The 17,322-nt window shown below is 31.4% G+C and carries 17 protein-coding genes and 2 pseudogenes; 16 read left to right on the top strand and 3 right to left on the bottom strand.

The features are described from left to right. Positions 1-276: 276 nt before the first annotated feature. The 5 genes and pseudogenes from ACVWY7_RS11840 to ACVWY7_RS11820 all read left to right on the top strand — a co-directional run. Positions 277-475, top strand: a pseudogene (locus ACVWY7_RS11840) (IS4 family transposase); the annotation flags it as partial. Positions 476-669: 194 nt separating this feature from the next. After that, positions 670-1,893, top strand: a complete 1,224-nt coding sequence (locus tag ACVWY7_RS11835; protein WP_000690090.1) for a methyltransferase domain-containing protein — start codon at positions 670-672, stop codon at positions 1,891-1,893. A gap of 112 nt (positions 1,894-2,005) precedes the next feature. Continuing rightward, positions 2,006-3,301: an MFS transporter gene (locus tag ACVWY7_RS11830; protein ID WP_000157719.1), complete on the top strand. Its 1,296-nt coding sequence runs from the start codon at positions 2,006-2,008 to the stop codon at positions 3,299-3,301. A gap of 258 nt (positions 3,302-3,559) precedes the next feature. Then, a complete protein-coding gene (locus ACVWY7_RS11825; RefSeq protein WP_000948772.1) occupies positions 3,560-4,357 on the top strand; it encodes a MerR family transcriptional regulator in 798 nt (265 codons plus the stop codon). 22 nt (positions 4,358-4,379) lie between these two features. Beyond that, complete coding sequence (locus ACVWY7_RS11820) at positions 4,380-5,024, top strand: methyltransferase family protein (protein WP_000274237.1); 645 nt, start codon at positions 4,380-4,382, stop codon at positions 5,022-5,024. Positions 5,025-5,073: 49 nt separating this feature from the next. Here ACVWY7_RS11820 and ACVWY7_RS11815 read toward each other — a convergent pair whose 3' ends face one another. After that, positions 5,074-5,790, bottom strand: coding sequence for a hypothetical protein (locus ACVWY7_RS11815; RefSeq protein WP_139242263.1), 717 nt, complete (start codon positions 5,788-5,790; stop codon positions 5,074-5,076). Positions 5,791-6,285: 495 nt separating this feature from the next. On the opposite strand from ACVWY7_RS11815, the gene ACVWY7_RS11810 reads away from it, so the two are divergent. Both ACVWY7_RS11810 and ACVWY7_RS11805 read left to right on the top strand, forming a co-directional pair. Beyond that, positions 6,286-7,086 (top strand): GNAT family N-acetyltransferase, encoded by an 801-nt coding sequence (locus ACVWY7_RS11810; protein ID WP_073523793.1) that lies wholly within the window; start codon positions 6,286-6,288, stop codon positions 7,084-7,086. A 45-nt stretch (positions 7,087-7,131) separates the two neighbouring features. Further along, positions 7,132-7,995 (top strand): glycerophosphodiester phosphodiesterase, encoded by an 864-nt coding sequence (locus ACVWY7_RS11805; protein WP_073523792.1) that lies wholly within the window; start codon positions 7,132-7,134, stop codon positions 7,993-7,995. 185 nt (positions 7,996-8,180) lie between these two features. Here ACVWY7_RS11805 and ACVWY7_RS11800 read toward each other — a convergent pair whose 3' ends face one another. Beyond that, positions 8,181-8,642: a hypothetical protein gene (locus ACVWY7_RS11800; RefSeq protein ID WP_000021733.1), complete on the bottom strand. Its 462-nt coding sequence runs from the start codon at positions 8,640-8,642 to the stop codon at positions 8,181-8,183. Between the two features lie 102 nt (positions 8,643-8,744). On the opposite strand from ACVWY7_RS11800, the gene ACVWY7_RS11795 reads away from it, so the two are divergent. Next, positions 8,745-9,275, top strand: a complete 531-nt coding sequence (locus tag ACVWY7_RS11795) for a DUF4269 domain-containing protein (RefSeq protein WP_000495182.1) — start codon at positions 8,745-8,747, stop codon at positions 9,273-9,275. Positions 9,276-9,319: 44 nt separating this feature from the next. Here ACVWY7_RS11795 and norG read toward each other — a convergent pair whose 3' ends face one another. Continuing rightward, positions 9,320-10,756 carry an efflux pump transcription regulator NorG gene (gene norG / locus ACVWY7_RS11790; RefSeq protein ID WP_456523809.1) on the bottom strand — a complete coding sequence of 479 codons (1,437 nt, stop codon included), beginning with the start codon at positions 10,754-10,756 and terminating at the stop codon, positions 9,320-9,322. A gap of 145 nt (positions 10,757-10,901) precedes the next feature. On the opposite strand from norG, the gene ACVWY7_RS11785 reads away from it, so the two are divergent. The 8 genes and pseudogenes from ACVWY7_RS11785 (at position 10,902) to dnaN (ending at position 17,312) form a co-directional block, all read left to right on the top strand. Beyond that, positions 10,902-11,813 carry a DMT family transporter gene (locus ACVWY7_RS11785; RefSeq protein WP_073523788.1) on the top strand — a complete coding sequence of 304 codons (912 nt, stop codon included), beginning with the start codon at positions 10,902-10,904 and terminating at the stop codon, positions 11,811-11,813. Next, positions 11,814-12,266: an NUDIX domain-containing protein gene (locus ACVWY7_RS11780; protein WP_073523787.1), complete on the top strand. Its 453-nt coding sequence runs from the start codon at positions 11,814-11,816 to the stop codon at positions 12,264-12,266. A gap of 203 nt (positions 12,267-12,469) precedes the next feature. Next, complete coding sequence (locus ACVWY7_RS11775) at positions 12,470-12,745, top strand: heterocycloanthracin/sonorensin family bacteriocin (protein WP_073523785.1); 276 nt, start codon at positions 12,470-12,472, stop codon at positions 12,743-12,745. A 101-nt stretch (positions 12,746-12,846) separates the two neighbouring features. Next, a pseudogene (locus tag ACVWY7_RS11770) lies at positions 12,847-13,864 on the top strand (serine hydrolase domain-containing protein). A gap of 31 nt (positions 13,865-13,895) precedes the next feature. Then, the gene (locus tag ACVWY7_RS11765; protein ID WP_000653324.1) at positions 13,896-14,039 is read left to right on the top strand and encodes a hypothetical protein; all 144 of its coding nucleotides are present in this window, start codon (positions 13,896-13,898) and stop codon (positions 14,037-14,039) included. A gap of 283 nt (positions 14,040-14,322) precedes the next feature. After that, positions 14,323-15,531, top strand: coding sequence for an L-lactate MFS transporter (locus ACVWY7_RS11760; protein WP_001994379.1), 1,209 nt, complete (start codon positions 14,323-14,325; stop codon positions 15,529-15,531). Between the two features lie 177 nt (positions 15,532-15,708). Then, positions 15,709-16,152 (top strand): NUDIX hydrolase, encoded by a 444-nt coding sequence (locus ACVWY7_RS11755; RefSeq protein ID WP_000757640.1) that lies wholly within the window; start codon positions 15,709-15,711, stop codon positions 16,150-16,152. Positions 16,153-16,181: 29 nt separating this feature from the next. Beyond that, the gene (gene dnaN, locus ACVWY7_RS11750) at positions 16,182-17,312 is read left to right on the top strand and encodes a DNA polymerase III subunit beta (RefSeq protein WP_073523783.1); all 1,131 of its coding nucleotides are present in this window, start codon (positions 16,182-16,184) and stop codon (positions 17,310-17,312) included. Positions 17,313-17,322 lie beyond the last annotated feature (10 nt).

Below are 17,322 nucleotides of genomic sequence, written 5' to 3'. Positions count from 1 at the left end.
ATAGATAAAAATATACCTTTTTGGTTCAAAAAAATAACCTCTTTTTAAAATTTTTTTGAAATTAAGGTGGTAAATGCTATCAAGCTAATATTTTAAAATATCCTCATAACGAAAATTTTCTTCGTTTTGGGGAACTACCAATTTCTTAAGTGGATGGGCATGTGGTACTACCCTGTGATTTGAACTATAACTTTGCCATTTTGGCAAGGTTATGGTTCTTTTTGTTTACGGCAAAGTTACGATTCCATTTTCTTTAGAAAATTAGATGAACCTCTTTATTCACTTCGTTGCCAGATTGAAATTTTGTTTAAAACGTGGAAATCATTTTTTGAAATTGATGAATGTAAAAATATTAAAAGAAAACGCCTAGAGTACCATTTATATGGACAACTCATCGGCATTCTCCTCTGTTCTTCTACGATGTTTCAATGCGACAGTTTTTGCTTGAAAAACAAAGCAGGAGCCGAGTGAATATTGAGGTTTAATATTTTTGATACTCATAATTTGACATACATAAAACCAAAAGTTGCATGTTATATTATTAGGCACAACAATATAAATAATACCATTTGTTCATTCCGTAAATAATGTTGATAAAAAAAGGGGAAAGGATTTTTAAAGATAAAAATAGAAATCTATATAAAAAAATATTTAAATGGTAGGGATATTATGAAAATCGGTAAGTTTGGAGAAGTAAATAACTTAAGTATTGATACAATTAGACATTATATGGATCTCAGTCTCATTATTCCTGAAAAAAAGGGGGGACACTATTTTTTTGATGAGTATTGTCAAACAGATTTAGAACTTATTTTACATTACAAAGACCTAGGATTTAGCTTGAATGAAATTAAAGAACTATTTTTTTATAAAAATTTAGCGAAATCTATGAATTACGAAAAAGATACTTTTTACCAATCTTTATTTAAACTGAAATATGACAAGATGGAACAGGAAATAGAACTTTTGGAGAAGAAACGGGATAAATTAAAGAGAGTGTTACATGATTTATTATTAACAAATGAAACTTCTAATTCAATTATAGGGATAGATTTAAGTGTACTACATTTACTGACATGTTCTAAGTGTAGCAAAAAATTAATTCTTCAAGATGGAATTATTAATAACAATCAAATTATTGAAGGAAAGTTAATTTGTAATTGTGGAGAAGAATACATTATTACTTCAGGAATTATATCTGCTGGTAAATTATTTAAAGCAAATGAGCAAACGTCACTTGAAAATATTATTTCGGATTATATTCATGAAACTGATAATGCATATTTGGAAAATATGCATAGAGAAGGGGAATGGGCGAAAAAGAAACTAATACATTTAGATTTAAATAACAAATTAATACTAGATATAGGATCAGGACTTGGGTTCTTTTTGAGGAGCATTTATGAAGAACTACCCGAAGATTGCCTATACATCGCAGTAGATAGAGATTTCAATAAACTTTTATTTTTAAAAGACGTATTAGCGAGAAAAAATCCGAGAAGAAATATTCTCTTTATCTGTGCGGATTTTTTAAACATCCCTATTCAAAATCGGTCAGTAGATATTGTAATTGATCACTCTGGTACGAGCAATTATAGTTTTGAGCATGAGGATTTTTTACTTCACGAATTAAACCCACTTTTTAAATCTGATTGTTATTTATTAAGTTTATTTATTTTATTTAAAAATTTCAGCTTAAATAGCCAAATTACAAATAACTTTCGAGCAAATTTTACACTTTCAAAAATAAAGAAAGAACTCCAAAATCTACAGTTTCAATTCATTGATGAAAGTACTTCAAATTATTTGAAACGAGGCGGAAAGTACGAGGATTTCTTTGTTCAAGGAGAAGAAATTTATACATATTCATTTTTCGGAAAAAGATGGGGTTAACCCCATCTTTTATTTATTTTCCCTTAAAACTTTTCAAATCGTACATATTGCGATTGGGTTGACCCAAGAACTTACAATGTACGTAACACAAAATTAGGCAGGGGGGAAAGTTATGGCAAGTTTACGATTACATATAGAAAATAAAAAAAGCAACCAAGAACTAAGAAATATTTGTTTATATTCAATTGCAAAAACCGTATCAATATTTGGTAGCTCTATTTATAGTTTCGCCTTAGGATTGTATGTATTACAAATAACCGGATCGGCTTTAAATTTCGCGATTACGCTTATTTTAGGAACGATTCCAATGATTGTTATGAATCCATTTGCCGGTGTAATTGCTGATAAGGTTGATAAAAAGAAACTGGTTGTTTGTATGGATTTACTAAGTGGATGCTTATTATTAACTGTTTATATATTAAGCAGCTATTATGGACTAAGCTTATTAATTATTTATACTACTACCTTTCTTATGACAGTATTTACAACATTTTTTGGAATAGGATTAGAGGCCGCAAAACCAAATATTGTCTCTAAAGAGAGACTAATGAGTCTTAACTCTATAAGTAAAATTATCGATTCTATATCTTTAATTCTAGGGCCTATGTTAGGGGGCATTGTTTTTGCAGTCTTTGATATGAAAACTTTTATAATTATTAACGGTATTTCATTTATTTTATCAGGCACATCGATACTTTTTATTCACTTTAAACTGTTCGAGTGTAATGTAAATGAGGAAAGTTCAAATAGAGGAATTCATTTTATTAAAGATATAAAAGAAGGATTTTCTTACTTACTTGAAAAGGAAAGCTTAAAGAATACGTTTTATATTTTAATGTCGTTTAATTTCTTCTTAGGATTTTCTGTAACTGTTCCATTGCCATACATCATTAATACAGTTCTCAATCTTGGTTCTAAGCAATTTGGTATCATTCAAGGGACTTTTCCAGTAGGGATAATAATTGGTGCAATTGTAGTAAAAAAGATAACTAATCGTTTTTCTTACTCTTACCTTTTGAAAAAGCTAAGTTCTATGTTGTCAGTTTGTATGATTATTTTAGGGATTCCAATTTTATTCAAAAGTTTTGAAGTGAATGATTTTGCATTCGTTATTACGTATTGTGTTGTTATGATCTTTTTAGGGCTTATTATAGCGCTAATTGATATTCCTTTAATTCATTTCATGCAAAATGAGGTTCCCAATGAATACAGGGGAAGGGTTCTCAGCATTGGATTAAGTATAGGTAAAATGATGCTTCCTATAGCAATGGCACTATCCGGTCTATTATTAAATTATATCCCAGCCTACACCATTCCAATTGTAGGTGGATTCTTATATTTAATAGTAATTAAAGTTTCATCAAATCGTTTCATATTAGAGGTTCATTCGAAAGATTATAGTGCTTAGTAGATTCTTAGATTATTTATAAGAATGGATATTGTCACATACCATCAAGATAAAACAAGCAAGTACTTCAAAACGAAAAAATGGGCGGAGTTCCTATGGACAATTTTAAAAAGATTACATTGGGATACTGTAAAATTGTATGTTGATGGGGATGAATGTGGTTACTAAATACAATAAGAAAAATTTAACTGTATTGATTGACCTTCCCCTTACAGAAAGCGGTATATTTAACATAATTAATAACAGGAGGTGAGTGTTATGCTTTCAATTGGAGAGTTTTCAAAAATATCATATCTCACAATGAAGACGTTGCGCTACTATGATGAAATTGGGCTTTTAAAGCCTGCTTTCATAGACGCTAAGAATGGCTATCGCTACTATAATATTTCCCAATTAGAAACAGCTTTATTGATTACACGATTAAAAACTTATTTATTTTCGCTGGAAGAAATTAAGGATATATTAGCAAATTGGGAGAATACGGAGTTGCTTAAATCTAAAATGAAAGTCAAACAAGAAAATTTAACACAACAGATAACATTTTATTCTTCTTTATTAAAAAAATTAAAGCTTGATATTCAACAATTAGATGAAGAGGAAAGTATCATGGGTTACTTAAACCATATTGAGATTAATCTTGTAAATCATTTAACCTATAATATATTGTCTCAGCGAAAACAAATGAATACCGCTGATTTCCTAACACACTTTAATGAGTTGTTTAGTAAAATTTCATTTGAAAATTTATTACCTATAGCAAAACCACTTGCTATATTCCATAGTTCAGAATATGTACCTGAAAATTATGATATAGAAATTGCGATTCCTCTTGCAAAGGCCACAAATAAAACAAAAGTGTTTCATCCCGGGCTTTGCGCAATGACTATGCTTAATGGATCTTACGATGAATTGCCTTCTATTCATACAAAGCTACATGTTTGGATTAAAGAAAATAACTATAAACTGAATGGTGCTCCGTTTGAAATTTATAAAACGAATCCTTATAGCACAGCGAAGGAGAATAATATCATAGAAGTATATTTTCCTATAAAATGAATAAAGGAAGGGGTGTATCACAATGTATGGTATAGACCGACCAACGATAAAAGAAAAAATCTTCATTTTAGTTGCTGAGATTATCTATTTAATCATTGCATATTACTTACTTTTCATAACTTATTTCAAACCAGGCATTTCAATAGGGCTATTTATAGCTTTAATTATTACTGCATTCCGATTAACAGCTATGATGTTTATATGGTTGCCTAGAGGGATTGCATGGCAAGAAGCCATCATGAACAGCATTGCTTTTGGAATATACTATTTAGGTTTTCCAATCTTAATGATTATTAGTAGTCAGGATCCAAACTTAACATTACTTATAATAGGCTGGATATTGTTTCTAGTAGGAAGTTTGTTAAACACAGTTTCAGAGTTACTTAGAAAACCTTTTAAAGATAATCCTGTAAATCAAGGTAAGCTATATACAGGTGGTTTATTTAAATATGCGATACATATTAATTATCTTGGGGATTGCCTTTGGGTGCTAGGTTTAGCATTAATTTCTAACAATATTTATAGTTTGTTTATCCCTCTAGGTCTATTCTTTGTATTTGTTTTTGACTATATTCCAAAATCTGATAATTATTTACAGAACAAGTACGGTGAACAATTTACAGTGTATAAACAGAAAACAAAAAAACTAATACCGTTTATTTGGTAAATCAGTTTCATAAATTATAAAAAGCGCAGAATCCATATCCTGCGCTTTTCTATCGTAATTCAGCTGTTTTTCTAATAACAATCTTATCAATATCATCTTCTTCATCACCAATAAATAACCCGCGTTCTTTTAAATACGCCTCAAAATATAAATCTGCCTCTGCACGTTCATCATATGGTTTTACAGATAGAACGAAACCTAATTTGTTTTGTTCCTCTAAATGAGAAGTGGAAATGTATGCTGGTACATTGTGTCGTAAAAAGAGTTCTTTAACCGGTATAATCATATCTTTCATTAATTTCGTTAACATACCCATTTCAAACTCGAAATTAAAACGATCTATACTACATAAGTCGGCGAATACTACACCAATAAAACCTGTATTAAATACTTCTTGATATTCTACATCTTCGTCTTGATTACCGTAAAAATTCTTTTCGATTAAATAATTTACAAAATAAGCAACACCGTCACTTTGTTCAAATGGTTTCGTTGAAAGAACAAAGCCGATTTTCTTTTGTTTATATAAATACACACATGACATATATGCTGAAATATTATGTTCTTTAAATAGAGAACTCGTTGCTCCAGAGAGGCCATCTAGTACGTGATGAACAATTTGAAGTTTTTTACGAGCGAAATAATAGGATTTCTTTTGTAACTCCAATGTATCAATAAAGACAGAGCCGATAAAGCCTGTATTTGAAATAATAGGTGTTTGCTTTTTTCTTCCTCTGCGCTTTGCTTGAGCCATTGTAAAAATCATCCCTTCATGTACAATTAAAATAAAAAGAACATTTGTTCGTATATTTATATTTTACTATTAAAACGCTCTAAAGTAAAGGGTTTTTGACGAAAAAACAACAAAAAAGACACCTGTAACAGGTGTCTTAAACGTTGTAGGGAAGAGGGTTCATCCCAACTATTTATATTATGATACAGAAACAATCTCTTCCGTATCTTCTACATCTAAATGACAGTCCATTGTACGAACATCTTGATCTTCATGACTTCCAAAATAAATAGTAATTTTCATATGTATCGCTCCTTTATTCTAGGAATACCTAAAATAATTACTAGTAATGTTAATATTTATTATATACCACTTTTTTCATTCCGACAACGTTATATCATATTTAATTCTTTTAAGGCACGAAGAGTAATTTATAGAGATATTTTTATAGAAATAGGTACATTTCTTATATGTTATATTTAATACTGAAAGATTCGAATTTGAATTTTTATGAAAGGGGCAAAATGAATGAATTTTAAAAAGTTACTAATAGATAATTTTACATATAAAACTTCATATATTGCGCGGCAGGCACAGGGAATGAATGTAAAAGAAACGAAGGGTTACATTGCTGTAGACTGTGGTTTACCGGCAGATACATTTAATATTATTACTTTACTAAACAATAATGTAACGGAATGTATCGAGAAATTATATAAAGAAGTAAACAACTATAATCAAAAGAAATTTCCAATGAGTGTTTGGTTTTGGGATGATAGGCTAGAGCAAGATATAAAAAACGAATTAATAAAACTGGGCTTAAAAGAAGCAGAACAAAATATCGCGATGGTAGCAAACTTAAAAACAATACATCCAACAATAAATATGCCAAAAGATTTTAAGATACAAAAAGCCTTTTCACCAGGACAAATTAAAAATTTTGGAGAAGCATTAGCTAGTCTATTTGGTACATCAGAGGAAGGTATACATGTTCAAGCATTCTACAATCAAACTGCTTCTTTCGACTTATGGAATAGTGGAAATATGAAACTATACTTAGGACTTTATAAAGATGAAGTCGTATCAGTCGGTTCATTAGTATATACAAAAGATAGTGTTGGTATTTATGATATAGCAACAAAAGAAGAAATGAGAGGAAAAGGATTTGGTTCTACTATGTTTAATTACTTGCTGCAAGAAGCAAAGGAATTAAACGTTGCTCAATGCGTATTACAAGCTTCACCTGATGGGATTAATATTTATAAAAAGGCTGGTTTTCAATCTGTTGGACAAATGACGGTATTTGAAAATCGACATTTATTTGAATAAATTATCCAAGCCAAATTGCTTTCATGTAGGGGTTAATACATCATTATGAAAAAGATATATATCGTTACAATCATTTGCACATTTATAGTAATAGGTACTTTTGTTTTTCATAAAGTAAATGAACTTAAGTATACGAAAGTTATTAATCAATCGAATCATATAAAAAACATTGCACATAGAGGGGCTTCTGCGTATGCGCCTGAACATACAATAGCAGCATATAAATTAGGACAACAATTGAAGGGCGATTATATAGAAATTGATCTTCAAATGACAAAAGATGGACATTTAGTAGCTATGCATGATGAAACAGTAAACCGTACTACAAACGGTACAGGGCTAGTTAAGGAACATACATTAGAAGAATTAAAGCAATTAAATGCAGGTTCTTTTTTTAATGAAAAACATCCAACTTTAGCAAAGAAAGAATATGGGAATGCTAAAGTTCCAACACTAGAAGAAATAATTGAAATGTTTGGGCATGACGCGAAATATTATATTGAAACCAAATCACCTGATGAATATCCAGGAATGGAAGAAAAGTTATTAGAAATTATCAATCACTATGAAATACAGGATAAAGTTATTATTCAATCCTTTAGTGAAGAAAGTCTGCAAAAGGTTCATAGTTTAAATGTTAATATACCCCTGGTACAATTATTATCTTACAAAAAGGCAGTTCAATTAACTGAATCAGGGATAGAGAAGTATAGTACATATTGCATAGGCCTTGGTATGAACTACAAATATATTGATGCAGCTTATGTAAAGAAAATAAAGAAACATGGATTAGAAGTTCATCCATTTACTGTAGATAATGAAACAGACATGAAAAAGCTAATTTTATGGGGAGTGGACGGGATGTTTACGAATTATCCGGATCGATTATATTCATTATTAAAGTCTTAATTAAAAGATACTATTTTTAACGTAATAGTTTATAGAAGAAGAATCCAATACTTTTATTGGATTCTTTTTATTTAGCTGTAAGTGACTAACTTAAAGCAGTACAATTTTGAATTTATTAATAAAATATTACATTGAGTATAATCTTTTATAATAATCATCAGAAAGTAATGAAAATGTAATGAATTTTAACTACGCTTTTTATATTTTTTTGATACACTGGCTACGAGAGGAATACCGATTAATGTAGGTAAAAACCAAAACCATATAGCCGGCAATAAATTAATTATGGGAATATGAATACCTACGTTTACTAATAGTGCTGTAACTGCACCAATGTAAGAGCCTAACATACCTCTAATATGGTGGTGAAGCCAATTTTTCCAACGTTTTTTTCGTGCAAGGTAGCCATAAATCGCAAAAGCATAAGAGAAAATTGCTACATAAAATAAATATGCGATTTTATCCCAGTTTATAATGGATAATATAATTGCAGTAAGGGTGATGACCACATAGGATGCATGATATATTTCACCCCATTCCGTATGTTTTCCTTTCTTCTTTTGTGCAACCATCGCTAAAATACCGGTAATTAAGCATATTGTTCCAAATAATATGTGGATGGTTAAAAGAATGTTAAAAATGCTCATAATAATTCCTCCTTTTTTATTTTTATAGTATTGCAGTATAGGAGAAAAGTTGAAACGTATTGTTTATTCACGTTAATATGTTGAAATGAAGGAGAGACTTCCATGTTTACATCTATTACATATTTACAATCAGGGAATGACAAGCAACAAAAAGTATATGATGTTTTAAATAAACTAAACATAATGGAGGATTTAGCTTTGTATAGCCCCGTTCTTTGCGGGACAATTCCTATAAGAATTGATACGCTTCAATCTGACTTAGATATAGTAATGGAAGTACATAACTTTGATGTTTTTGAACAAGAAATGAGATCTTTATATGGCTCTTATGAAGGATTCAATATAAAAAAGAAAAAAATTAAAAATACCGAATCGATAAAAGTAAATTTTGAATTTGAAGGTTTTGAATTTGAATTATTTGCTCAGCCTAAGCCAGTTCGTAACCAAAATGCATATAGACATATGATAGTAGAGCACATGTTATTAATGCAGCATCCCCATATAAGGGAAGAAATTCTTCGCTTAAAAGAGAACGGTTTAAAAACAGAACCTGCTTTTGCTCAAGTATTAAACATTAACGGGGATCCTTATGAAGAACTTATTTTATTAGGGCAGGAAATGAGATTGTGGTAAATAAGATATATAAAAACTCCTCTATAGAAAAAGAGGAGTTTTTGTTATGCCGTTAGCTTACGAATTAATTCACTCAACAATTTAATTCCGTTAGTCATTTGCTCTGAAGAAGCATATCCATATGATAAACGAATATACCGGTCTGATTCTTCTTCATATATACGTCCTGGGTTTAAAAGAACTCCTTTTGATAGTGCCTCTGAAAATAATTTCTTCATCGGAATGCTAGGTATTACCTTTAGCCATATAAAAAATCCACCACTAGGTATATCCCAGGTGGCAATATCTGCACAATACTTATGTAAAGCTCGTATCATTATTTGTCTTCGTTCTTTTAGTTTAATTCTTACGTTCGCTACATGTTCCTCATAAAATCCTTTATTTATCCATTCAGCAGCAACTCTTTGGGATAAAGAGCTTGATCCATAATCTGTTTGCATTTTTATATCTGATAATCTATCAATAACAGGTTCTGGACCGATAACCCATCCAATTCTAAGTCCTGGGGTAAGTGTCTTAGAGAGACTACCGATATATAATATATGTCCATGTTTATCCCTTGATTTTAAAGGAGCTGGGGGCGGTGCATCAATCCATAACTCGCGGTAAATATCATCTTCAATAATAGGTAACTGTTCCTTTTCACATATTTTTAATATTTCTTTTCTCCGCTCTTTAGACATTAATATGCCTGTTGGATTTTGAAAACAAGGAATTGAATATAAAATGTTTTTCTTCTGACTGTATTTAATTCGTTTTAATAACTCGTTAGGTAATATACCGTGAGGATCCATAGATATACCAGATAGATTTATATTTGCTGATTGAAATACATGAAGTGAATATAAGTAAGAAGGTTGTTCAAGTAAAACGGTAGACTCTCTATGTAAAAGACCAATTGATATTAATTGCAATGCTTGTAATGCACCCGAGACGATTAATATGGAACTTGGTGATGCATGTATTCCAAATGATTTTACGTATTTACTTATTGCTTCACGTAACGGATAAAACCCTTTTTGTTCCTCATATCCAAAATAATCTAATTCCTCACTTACTTTTTTCATAATGGACTGCATCGTTTCTAATGGAAAAAGATGAGGAGCAAGTTCGCCTTTACTAAGATGGATAAGTTTGTTATTTGCTTCTGCTTTATTTATTTCTCGTACCATTAACTTGCTTGGTTTATGAATACCGGCTTTTACATATTCACTCCAATCGGGCGGGGGATTCGTCGCTAATAATGACCATGTATTATTCGTTACAATTGTTCCTGCTCCAATTTTCCCTTGAATCAATCCATCAGCCATAAGTTCATCTAGTGCAGTTATTACAGTGCTACGATTTACTTGAAATAATTTCGCTAACTGCCTTTGACTAGGAGTCTTACTTCCAATTGGCCATTCTCCATTTTCAATTTTTTCTTTCATATAGTCTACTATTTGCCGATACTTAGGCGTTTTTTTACTAGTTGTCATCAAAAAACTCCTTCGTTCACTCAAAAAATGCCAAGTGGTTGGTTTTTACGATAAAAAACTGGTTGAAGACATTGTATCAACTATTAAATATGATGAAAAGAAATAATTGGTAATTATAAAGTGGTTGGTTTGAAGGGGGAGAGAAAACATGAATTATAAAAAATGGGATTATCGCATTATATGTGCTCATTCTTTTACAATTTTAATTTGGGGAACGGCCTTTCCGGCAATTCGTATGGGTCTTGAATCTTACACACCTGAACATCTTACTTTACTTCGTTTGTTAATCGCTTCATTCATACTTCTTTTGTTTTCGTTTATATACAAACTACGATTACCTGATCTAAAAGATATTCCAGCGATTTTTTTATTTGGTGCTTTAAGATTTACTTTTTACCACATTGCATTAAACTATGGTGAAAAAACAGTAAATGCTGGATCGGCAAGTTTAATCGTTTCAGTTACTCCTATAGTAACGGCAATTCTTGCTTTTGTTTTTTTGAATGAAAAAATGAAAGCAAATGGATGGATCGGTGGTGTAATTAGCTTTATAGGAATTGCTTTCATATCATTTAGTCAAGGGGGGGCTATTCAATTTAATAGCGGGGGATTATTTATATTATTAGCAGCCGTTTCAGAAAGCCTATTTTTCGTTTTTCAAACATCTTACTTAAAAAAGTACGGCTTCTTGCCATTTACCATATATACAATTTTATCTAGTACGATATGTATGCTTATTTTCTTACCCGGAATGTATCAAGAAATACTAGTAGCTCCTCTTGAAGTGAATTTGAGCGTTATATATTTAGGTTTATTTCCAACAGTACTCCCGTATATTACATTGGCCTATATTATATCTCATACTGGTGCTTCTGAGGCAACAAGTTCTCTATATTTAACGCCAGTAATCGCTTGTTTTATAGCTTGGGTATGGTTAGGTGAAGTACCTACTTTTATTTCGGTAGTTGGTGGAGTAATTACTATACTTGGAGTTTTAATAGCGCATGTATCATTAAAGAAAGATATTCGAAGTGAAAAGTACAACGATATAACTGGATAAATTCTATTTAGAAGTGATAATTCCTTGTTTTTTATAATTAAGAAACAGGGAATTGTAGCTGAATATATTGGCCATCATTATTTTCTACCAGGTGGTCATGTTGAAGTTGGCGAATCAGCTGAGAGTGCATTAATAAGAGAACTACAAGAAGAACTTGGAGTAAATTGTAGTATAAAACAATTTTTAGGAGTCATAGAAAACCAATGGCAAGATAAAGAAATGCTTCATCATGAAATCAATCATGTTTTTGAGATAGATTCAGAAGAGTTACATATTGATTTCATACCAAAATCTAAAGAATCTCATTTGGCGTTTCACTGGATAGATTATAATCAAGAAGCTTTACATACTTATAAAATCATGCCAGCACCTTCCGTTAAAGAATTACTAGAAAGAAAATTAAGTGATGAACTACTAAACTGTTGGATTAGTAGTTCATCACTTAATTTTTAAAAACCTCTATTGATAGTAAATTCGTCCAGCAAAAAGAGATTAAGAAAATAGGCTAAAAAACAAGGTACATCACCTAGTGTAAGTTCATATTTTGTTGATGTACGCATTCAAGTATATAGCCATTTGTTTCTACTTTGTTTATTAAAATTTATTAACTTTAATATTTGGACAGAATTTATATTTATAAATGGAGGGATTTCATAATGAATCAGTTTCAACAAGAACTACAATCGTTAAACCTTAATGAGTATCAAACTGGTAATGTTGTGTATTGGGATCCACAACAAAGTCAATATCCATACTACTACATTCAAGACGATGCACGTCGTTGCGGCGGATGCGGCGGATGCGGAGGTTGTGGTGGACGCTGTGGCGGATGTGGCGGCAGATGCGGTGGTTGTGCAGGTCGTTGCGGCGGATGCATAGGCTGCGCAGGATGTTTCGGTTGCTTTAATTGCTGGAACTGGTGGATCATTTAAGTATAGAACATCAAAGCTAATTTGCTTGAAAGAAAGGTGTGAATACTATTTTGCACTTTTCTTTCGAGCTGTAATTTTTGTGTATATCAAGGGGGATTTATTTGTATACATATGATAAGTTGATTTCTTGGGTAGAGAATATAAAAGAACAAAACCATAGCTCTGCAGCAGCGCTTTGCATAATGAAAGATAACAAAATTGTACTGGAGCATTATAGTGGCTATCACTCAAATACATCTACAAGCAAGAAAGTAACAGCATCTTCACAATTTAACGTTGCTTCTGCTAGAAAAAGTTATTTAGGATTAATGCATAGCGTATGCGCTTTACGAGGGGAAAATAAACTCTATTGATGATGAAGCGATAAAATATTTTAAAGATTTTGATCATGCATTGCTTGGTAAAACAACAATAAGGCATTTAGTAACACATTCGCACGGTTTAGGAGAAACGAATGACGGAAAAATTTTTCGTGAATTTGAACCGGGACAATCTTGGGATTATAGAGATATTAATGTAAGAATGATGACACATCTTATTTATCAGCTATATAGAAAAAGTTTTCCTGAATTGTTAAAAGAGCGTGTGTTTAAACCTGCTAATTTCCAAGAAACAGGATGGAGAATACAGCAAGATGACAATTTAGTTGCAGTTGTTGATGATCCAAATAAAGACGCAATTCGTGAAATTGGTACAGTAGATGACGGTACTGAAAAAAATCTGTTTGTCTCCGCTAGAGAATTTGCACAGTGGGGCAATCTTCATCTAAATCAAGGTATGATACATGATAAACAAATTGTTCCAAAAGAAGTTATAAAAATCGCTACGAGTTTGCAGAGTCCAACATATGTAAATAAAGAGCTACCGCAAAATGGATTGTTTTGGTTCGTTCAAAATGAACCTGCACAATTAAGTGAACTAGGTGAACGCGTACCAAAAGGATCGTATCAAATATTAGGAATTACGGGACCAACTATATTAGTAATACCTGCATATAATGTAGTTGTTGCAAAAATGTATAATAAAAGATACAACTACGGCGGTGATAATTATTTATATTATTTACGTGAATTTAGTAATTTAGTCGCTCATACATTTCGTAACAGTAATAGGGCATAATTACTCCTATATCGAAAAGGAGTGAAAGAAAATGAAAGATAAAATAAATAAAAATAAAAAGCAAAACATTAAGGATGTAAATACAGAACAAAATGCAATTTATAGCGATCCAAAAGATGCAGCTAATATGCAAACGGTACCGCAGCCGAAGGATTTTGATGAAATTGAATATTAATTTTTCATTTATCCGACTATATGATGAATGAAAAATACATCTTAAGTCCCATCTCATGACAGAAATCTTTTGGTATTCTATATACATAAGCATTTGAAAATGTCTTATCTTAACCAAGCTTTCTTAGAAATATCTGATATAACCTGCAAAAAGGCACTTCTTTATGAAGTGTCTTTTTGTGTATATGAACTTAATTACCATTTTCAGTACAGTATCTTGCAATTTATGATGGATATACTAACTGTGAAAATCTATGTCAAAATAAAAGAAGGGGACAGTTAGTATGAAACAAACTTCTATAAATCCGTTACTAATTGTTCTAGGTACAATCATTGTTCAAATTGGGCTTGGAACAATTTATACATGGAGTTTATTTAATCAGCCCCTTGTAAGTAAGTTTGGATGGAACCTTAATTCCGTTGCTATAACTTTCTCCATTACAAGCTTTTCTTTATCATTTTCAACCTTATTTGCAGGAAAGTTACAGCAAAAATTAGGACTTCGTAAACTTATCGCTACTGCAGGGATTGTTCTGGGACTCGGTTTAATACTTAGTTCGCAAGTTTCTTCCTTACCATTACTATATTTATTAGCTGGAGTCGTAGTTGGTTATGCAGATGGAACTGCTTATATTACATCATTATCTAATTTAATTAAATGGTTTCCAAATCGGAAAGGGCTTATTTCAGGTATATCTGTATCAGCATATGGAATGGGTAGCTTAATCTTTAGATATATAAACGGAAGTCTTATCGATAGCCTTGGTGTATCACAAGCATTTTTATATTGGGGTATCATTGTTTTACTTTTAGTATTAATCGGATCGTTCTTCTTACGTGAAGCAATAGTAAGTAACACTGTAACTGAAACATTACACAATGATTATACGCCTCGTGAAATGATGCGAACGAAACAAGTATATCTTTTGTTTTTTATGTTATTTACATCGTGTATGGGCGGTTTGTATTTAATCGGTATGGTAAAAGATATTGGGGTCCAACTAGTTGGACTTAGCGCAGCAACCGCTGCTAATGCCGTCGCCATGATTGCGATTTTTAACACTGTAGGTAGAATCGTTCTTGGAACGTTATCAGATAAAATTGGTCGAATGAAAATTGTCTCTGCAACGTTTATAATTATAGGCTTATCAGTATTCACTCTAAGTTACATCCCTCTAAATTACGGAATTTATTTTGCTTGTGTAGCAAGTGTCGCCTTTTGCTTTGGCGGTAATATTACAATATTCCCAGCTATTGTTGGAGATTACTTCGGGTTAAAAAATCATAGTACAAATTACGGGATTGTATACCAAGGTTTCGGATTCGGTGCGCTTGCAGGATCATTCATTGGAGCACTACTTGGTGGATTTCAACCGACCTTTATTACAATCGGCGTTTTAAGCGTTATTTCCTTTATTATTTCGATAGTAATTCGTCCACCAAAAACAGAGAAGAAAAAGGAATTAAAACATTTACACCGGAAAGTAGCTTAATACTAAAAAGAGTCCTCATATAGGGCTCTTTTTTATATAGTAATGAAAGGTTAACGATTATTAACTTTGCTAAGAGCAGATAAATGAAATACTCAATTAACTTTTTTATATTTTAAAACGAATAAATGGTAGAATGTAACAAAGACAGAAAATTCTCGTTATTGAAGGTGGAATTAGATGAAAAAAGTAAATGTTACATATGCGCTTTTATACGATAAAACAAATGAAAAGATCTTAATGGTAAAAAACAAAGGGAAGAATGGTTCTTATTACACACTACCAGGTGGTGCAGTTAAATTAGGAGAAACGTTAGAGGAGGCAGTCATTCGAGAAGTGAAAGAAGAAACCGGTCTACATATAACTGTAAATGGTATTTGTTACATTAGCGAAGCTTTTTTCGAAGAGAGAGGACACCATGCAATATTCTTTAATTTTTTAGGTGAAATAATCGGAGGGGAAACAAATATAACAAGGCCAAAAGAAATTGAAGAGATTACTTGGATGGAATTACATAGAGCAGAACCGCATTTACGTATACCAGAACACTTATTAAATATATTACAAAGGAAAGAAACAGTACCTTACTTTTTTAACGGAACAATCATTCATCAATCTTCATAAAACTATCATTTCATGTAAGGCGGGAAAAAATGGAGTTTATCGTTAATCATAAACATTTCACTCAAGCACTTTCAGAAGTAAGTAAAGCAATATCTACCAAAGCTATAATTCCTATACTATCCGGTATAAAAATAACTGCAGATCAATCTGGAATTACTTTAATCGCAAGTAATTCAAATATTTTCATCGAAAAATTCATCCCTAGTTCCATGGATGACGAACAAATTACGACTACCTTAAAAGCAGGAACAATTGTTGTACCTGCAAAATACTTCATTGAAATTATAAAGAAAATGCCAAGCGATATAGTAATAAAAAGTAAGAATGAGCAAACAATTACCATACAATCAGAAGAAATCACATTAAACTTAAATGGCTTTCCAGCGAATGAATTTCCTAACGTACCACAAATAGACGATCATGCAGAAATACAAATAGAAACAAAACAATTGATGGATGCGTTTAAACAAACAGTCTTTGCAGTAGCGAAAAATGAATCTAGACCCGTTCTTACCGGCGTACATATCGAGTTAGACCACAACAAATTAATATGCGCTGCAACTGACTCTCATAGACTAGCTATACGTGAAACATTAATTTCTACTAATGTGAAAGCGAATTGTATTGTACCAAGTGCAACCATTAATGAACTTTTAAAATTAATGAACATCAATTTAGAATTCGTTTCTATTTATTTATCAGAAAGCCACATTATTTTTACATTCGGCACAACTACATTATATTCAAGATTAATTGAAGGGAAATATCCTAATATATCTAGTTTAATTCCAAATGAATTTCAAACAGTCATTAACATAGATAGACAAAGAATGTTACAAGGGGTAGATCGATCAAGCTTATTAGCAAGTGAATGGGCAAATAACAATGTTAACTTAGAAATTGTAAATGAATCTACAATTAAAGTTTCTTCTAATGCTTCTCAGATTGGAAAAATATCTGAGACACAACAGATAGATGCAATTCAAGGTGAAAAACAATTCAATATATCTTTCGATGGACGATTTATGTTGGATGCTTTAAGGGCAATAAAAGAAGAAACGGTTACTTTAAGTTTCAGCGGTTCTATGAGACCAATATTAATTGAAGCAGGGACACAATCTGCAGCAATCCATCTTATATCTCCAGTAAGAGCTTATTAAAAACAGAGGA

It is taken from the genome of Bacillus sp. TE9106W (assembly GCF_054062215.1).
The sequence above is the reverse complement of the archived record's forward strand: the minus strand, read 5'-3'. Positions and strand labels throughout refer to the sequence as shown.

Coding starts and splice junctions, on each gene's coding strand:
- ACVWY7_RS11765 (WP_000653324.1), top strand. CDS start 13,896: ATGAAAGATAAAATAAATAAAAATAAAAAGCAAAACATTAAGGATGTA.
- ACVWY7_RS11795 (WP_000495182.1), top strand. CDS start 8,745: ATGTTTACATCTATTACATATTTACAATCAGGGAATGACAAGCAACAA.
- dnaN (WP_073523783.1), top strand. CDS start 16,182: ATGGAGTTTATCGTTAATCATAAACATTTCACTCAAGCACTTTCAGAA.
- ACVWY7_RS11760 (WP_001994379.1), top strand. CDS start 14,323: ATGAAACAAACTTCTATAAATCCGTTACTAATTGTTCTAGGTACAATC.
- ACVWY7_RS11835 (WP_000690090.1), top strand. CDS start 670: ATGAAAATCGGTAAGTTTGGAGAAGTAAATAACTTAAGTATTGATACA.
- ACVWY7_RS11830 (WP_000157719.1), top strand. CDS start 2,006: ATGGCAAGTTTACGATTACATATAGAAAATAAAAAAAGCAACCAAGAA.
- ACVWY7_RS11755 (WP_000757640.1), top strand. CDS start 15,709: ATGAAAAAAGTAAATGTTACATATGCGCTTTTATACGATAAAACAAAT.
- ACVWY7_RS11815 (WP_139242263.1), bottom strand. CDS start 5,790: ATGATTTTTACAATGGCTCAAGCAAAGCGCAGAGGAAGAAAAAAGCAA.
- ACVWY7_RS11800 (WP_000021733.1), bottom strand. CDS start 8,642: ATGAGCATTTTTAACATTCTTTTAACCATCCACATATTATTTGGAACA.
- ACVWY7_RS11775 (WP_073523785.1), top strand. CDS start 12,470: ATGAATCAGTTTCAACAAGAACTACAATCGTTAAACCTTAATGAGTAT.
- ACVWY7_RS11785 (WP_073523788.1), top strand. CDS start 10,902: ATGAATTATAAAAAATGGGATTATCGCATTATATGTGCTCATTCTTTT.
- ACVWY7_RS11820 (WP_000274237.1), top strand. CDS start 4,380: ATGTATGGTATAGACCGACCAACGATAAAAGAAAAAATCTTCATTTTA.
- ACVWY7_RS11810 (WP_073523793.1), top strand. CDS start 6,286: ATGAATTTTAAAAAGTTACTAATAGATAATTTTACATATAAAACTTCA.
- ACVWY7_RS11805 (WP_073523792.1), top strand. CDS start 7,132: ATGAAAAAGATATATATCGTTACAATCATTTGCACATTTATAGTAATA.
- ACVWY7_RS11825 (WP_000948772.1), top strand. CDS start 3,560: ATGCTTTCAATTGGAGAGTTTTCAAAAATATCATATCTCACAATGAAG.